General features: G+C 35.7%; 5 protein-coding genes, 1 tRNA gene and 1 pseudogene. All 7 read left to right on the top strand.

Annotated features, from left to right (window positions below; genetic code table 11):
* A pseudogene (locus tag ACJMLH_RS09210) lies at positions 1–395 on the top strand (3-phosphoshikimate 1-carboxyvinyltransferase); the annotation flags it as partial.
* A complete protein-coding gene (nth, locus tag ACJMLH_RS09205) occupies positions 392–1,021 on the top strand; it encodes an endonuclease III (RefSeq protein WP_405276953.1) in 630 nt (209 codons plus the stop codon). The pseudogene ACJMLH_RS09210 and the gene nth, both read left to right, overlap by 4 nt.
* A gap of 157 nt (positions 1,022–1,178) precedes the next feature.
* Entirely contained in the window at positions 1,179–2,126 is a 948-nt protein-coding gene (cysK, locus tag ACJMLH_RS09200) for a cysteine synthase A (protein ID WP_405276951.1), read from the top strand.
* A 61-nt stretch (positions 2,127–2,187) separates the two neighbouring features.
* A complete protein-coding gene (gene cysE, locus ACJMLH_RS09195; protein ID WP_405276949.1) occupies positions 2,188–2,901 on the top strand; it encodes a serine O-acetyltransferase in 714 nt (237 codons plus the stop codon).
* 2 nt (positions 2,902–2,903) lie between these two features.
* Positions 2,904–3,278 (top strand): transcriptional regulator, encoded by a 375-nt coding sequence (locus ACJMLH_RS09190; RefSeq protein ID WP_405276947.1) that lies wholly within the window; start codon positions 2,904–2,906, stop codon positions 3,276–3,278.
* Positions 3,279–3,357: 79 nt separating this feature from the next.
* A tRNA-Cys gene (locus ACJMLH_RS09185) sits at positions 3,358–3,429 on the top strand.
* A 32-nt stretch (positions 3,430–3,461) separates the two neighbouring features.
* Positions 3,462–3,809, top strand: a 348-nt coding sequence (locus tag ACJMLH_RS09180) for a class I tRNA ligase family protein (protein ID WP_405276945.1), incomplete at its 3' end; no start/stop codon positions are given.

Genomic DNA, 3,809 nt, shown 5'->3' with positions numbered 1-3,809 from the left:
CAGGCAATCTGAAAGCTATTGATGTTGATTTGTCAAATGCTCCGGATTTATTAATAACTGTTGCTGTTTTGGCAGCAATGGCTGAAGGCACAACCAATATTACAGGAGTCGCTCATGCAAGAGTAAAAGAGACTGATAGGATTGATACAACTTGCCGTGAGCTTGAAAAGTTAGGCTGTGAATTAGTGGAAAGAGAAGACGGAATGAGCATAACCGGCGGTGTATCCTCAGGTGTTGTAGATTCTCATGGAGACCACAGACTGGCAATGGCATTTTCTTTAATAGGATTAAGACATGATATTGAAATTACAAATGGGGAAGTGTTTGATGTATCATTCCCGAATTTCATTGAATCAATGGCAGAACTTGGATTTGAACTGGAGTTGGTAGAGTGAATAAAGAGGAGCGCGTTATTCAATTAATTGAAGATTTGGAGAGTACTTTTGAGATACGGACATTTTTAGACCATGATCCTTACAAGGTATTGGTTAGAACAATACTGTCCCAAAGAACCCGTGATGAAAATACAGATCAGGCTACTGAAAACTTATTCAATAAATATAAAGACATGTATGAGATTGTTGAAGCGCCAATCGATGATATTAAAGAATTGATTAGGCCCGCTGGTTTTTATAATGTCAAAGCAGGGAGAATTGTTGAAGTTTCACAGATTTTAATAGACCAATACGGTGGTGAGGTTCCGGATACTGTTGAGGAGCTTGTCAAGCTACCAGGTGTTGGCCGCAAAACCGCAAATTGTGTAATGGTATTTGCTTTTGAGCTTCCTGCAATTCCTGTTGACACTCATGTTCACAGAATTTCAAATCGTATGGGTTTGGTGGATACAAAAGACCCTGAAGAAACTGAAGTTGAACTGTGCAAAATTGCTCCTAAGGACTTGTGGATTAAATTAAATGATTTGATGGTTCAATTCGGTCAGAATATCTGCAAGCCAATGTCTCCTCAGTGTGAGATTTGCCCTTGCACGGAAATTTGCGATTATTTTGAAGAAAATATCTAATATTCTCCTTATTTTTTTATTATTTTTTAGTCATACCAAAACATTTATAAAGTAAAACAGTGTTATATAACAATAGTTATAATTTTCTTATAACTATTCAGAATAACCCTTTTAATATACCATTAAAAACAAATTAATTATTGTAGGAGAAAAAAATATGGCAAATATACCAGAAGTAAAAAGAGGAGTACTTGATAGCATTACCGATGCTATTGGAAACACTCCGATTGTAAGATTAAACAATTTAACTGAAGATTTAGAAGCTGAAATAGATGTGAAAATGGAATCATTCAATCCAACAGGCAGTGTAAAAGACCGTGTTGCAGTTGCAATGATTGAAGATGCAGAAGAAAAAGGTTTGCTCAAGCCGGGTGCAACAATCATTGAGCCGACCAGTGGTAACACAGGTATCGGTCTTGCATTTGCAGCAGCTGCCAAAGGTTACAAATTAATTTTAACCATGCCTGAAACAATGTCTGTTGAAAGAAGAAAATTCTTAAGCGTTTTAGGTGCAGAACTTGTTTTAACACCGGGTGCTGATGGAATGGGTGGAGCAATTGCAAAAGCAAAAGAACTTAATGAAGAAACTGAAGGTTCCATTATTTTAGGCCAGTTTGACAACCCTGCCAATGTAAAAATTCACTATGAAACTACAGCTCAGGAAATATTAAGGGACACTGAAGGCAATGTTGATTTTGTCGTATCAGCAGCAGGAACCGGAGGAACCGCTACTGGAATTGCTAAAGGTCTTAAAGAGGTACTTCCAGATGTTAAAGTAGTTGTTGTCGAGCCTGAAGAATCACAAACACTTGGAAAAGGGGAAAAGGGACCTCATAAAATCCAAGGTATCGGCGCAGGATTTGTTCCGTCAATTTATGAAGCAGATGTTATTGATGAGATAATTCCGGTTGCAAGTGAAGATGCAGGAAAAACCTTATTGGCCCTTGCTAAAAAAGAAGGTATATTTACAGGAATATCTTCTGGAGCTGCAACTTTTGCTGCATTGGAATTGGCTAAAAGAGAAGAAAATAAAGGTAAAAGAATAATAGCAATCTTACCCGACAATGGTGAAAGATATCTCTCCGTAGACTGGTTATTTGAATAAGAATAACTATTTATACTATATGTTATATTATATTACAATATAGTAACTTTGGAGATTTTAAATGTTTGATGGTTTGAAAAGCGAGATTAACACTTTTAAAGAAAAAGACCCTGCGATGAGATCATCAATAGAAATATTTCTATGCTATCCTGGGTTTTATGCATTGGTATTTCATAGAATCAGTCATTGGTTCTGGAATCACTCTTTAAAATTGTTAGCTCGTATACTATCAACCATCTCTCGTTTTCTCACAGGAATTGAAATACATCCGGGCGCACAATTTGGTAAAAGAGTTTTTATAGATCATGGCATGGGCATTGTTGTTGGTGAAACAACTATCGTCGGCGATGATGTATTGATATATCAAGGGGTTGTGCTTGGAGGAACTACAACTAGTAAGGGCAAAAGACACCCAACCATTGAAAAAGGAGTAATTATTGGTGCTGGCGCTAAAGTAATGGGTAACATTACCATTGGAGAATATGCCAAAATAGGTACCGGTGCAGTTGTATTGAAAGATGTTCCGCCGGAATCAACCTGTGTTGGCGTTCCAGGTAGAATTGTCAAATGTAAAAATCAAAGTCATGTTGTTGATTTGGAACACAATAAACTTCCTGACCCAGTTGCAGCAGCAATAAGATCTTTAGAAAAACAAATAGAGGAAAATGAGAAACTTATTCAGATTTTGCTTGATAAAAATGGAATATGTTTGACTGAAGAAAAAATCGATGATAAGGTTAAATTTGGTGATTTATTTAATGAAGATGGTGATTAATTATGAAGCCGCCTTGTGAAATTGTAGTATGGTATGTAATTCCTGCAATTAGATCTGAACTAGCTAAAGAACTTTTAAATTTAGGTATGAAGCAAAAAGATGTTTCAGAACTTATGGATATAACTCAACCTGCTGTATCTCAGTACATTACTGATAAAAGAGGTAGTGGAATAAAATTGGATGACCAAGTTAAGGGTATGGTTCAAGAATTTGCACGCGAGTTATCCGAAGGAGAGGCTACAAAAGCAGATTTAATTCCAAGAACTTGTAAAATTTGTAAAAATGTAAAAACAGCTGATGTTTTAGTGCAGTTGGGTATTGATAAATCTGAACTTGGTGATGATTGTCAAACCTGTATTGGGTCTGAATCAGAGTAAATTTGGTAAAATATTGGAAAAAATAGTAAACTATTTAAACTATCAATAACCAATATTTTATTATACTTTAATATTAAGTGGCAAGTTTACCGAGTGGCTTAGGTGTGTGGCTGCAGACCATAATACGGGGGTTCAAGTCCCTCACTTGCCTTTTATAATTACTATTTTTTGAGGTTATTTTTTATGGACGTCTATTCAACTTTAACTCGCAGTAAAGAGGATTTTGTAACTATTAATAAAAACAGAGTTAACTTATTTGTTTGCGGTCCGACTGTTTATGATGATGCTCACATTGGACACGGAAGAACCTATATTTCTTTTGATACAATAAAAAGATATCTGGAGTTCAAAGGATATGCGGTATTTTATATCCAGAATATTACCGATATTGATGATAAGATTATCAACAGATCAAAAGAAAGCGGAATTCCTGCACAGGAGTTAGCTCGCAAATTCGAAAAAAGATATATTGAGGACATGAATAAATTAAATGTCAATGGTGTTAATTTATTTGCAAGAGCAACTGATCAT

This window comes from Methanobrevibacter sp., assembly GCF_045116495.1.
Lineage (GTDB): Archaea > Methanobacteriota > Methanobacteria > Methanobacteriales > Methanobacteriaceae > Methanocatella.
Note: the sequence above shows the minus strand (reverse complement) of the source record. Positions and strands in the feature narration are given on the sequence as shown.

Coding starts and splice junctions, on each gene's coding strand:
- ACJMLH_RS09190 (WP_405276947.1), top strand. CDS start 2,904: ATGAAGCCGCCTTGTGAAATTGTAGTATGGTATGTAATTCCTGCAATT.
- cysE (WP_405276949.1), top strand. CDS start 2,188: ATGTTTGATGGTTTGAAAAGCGAGATTAACACTTTTAAAGAAAAAGAC.
- cysK (WP_405276951.1), top strand. CDS start 1,179: ATGGCAAATATACCAGAAGTAAAAAGAGGAGTACTTGATAGCATTACC.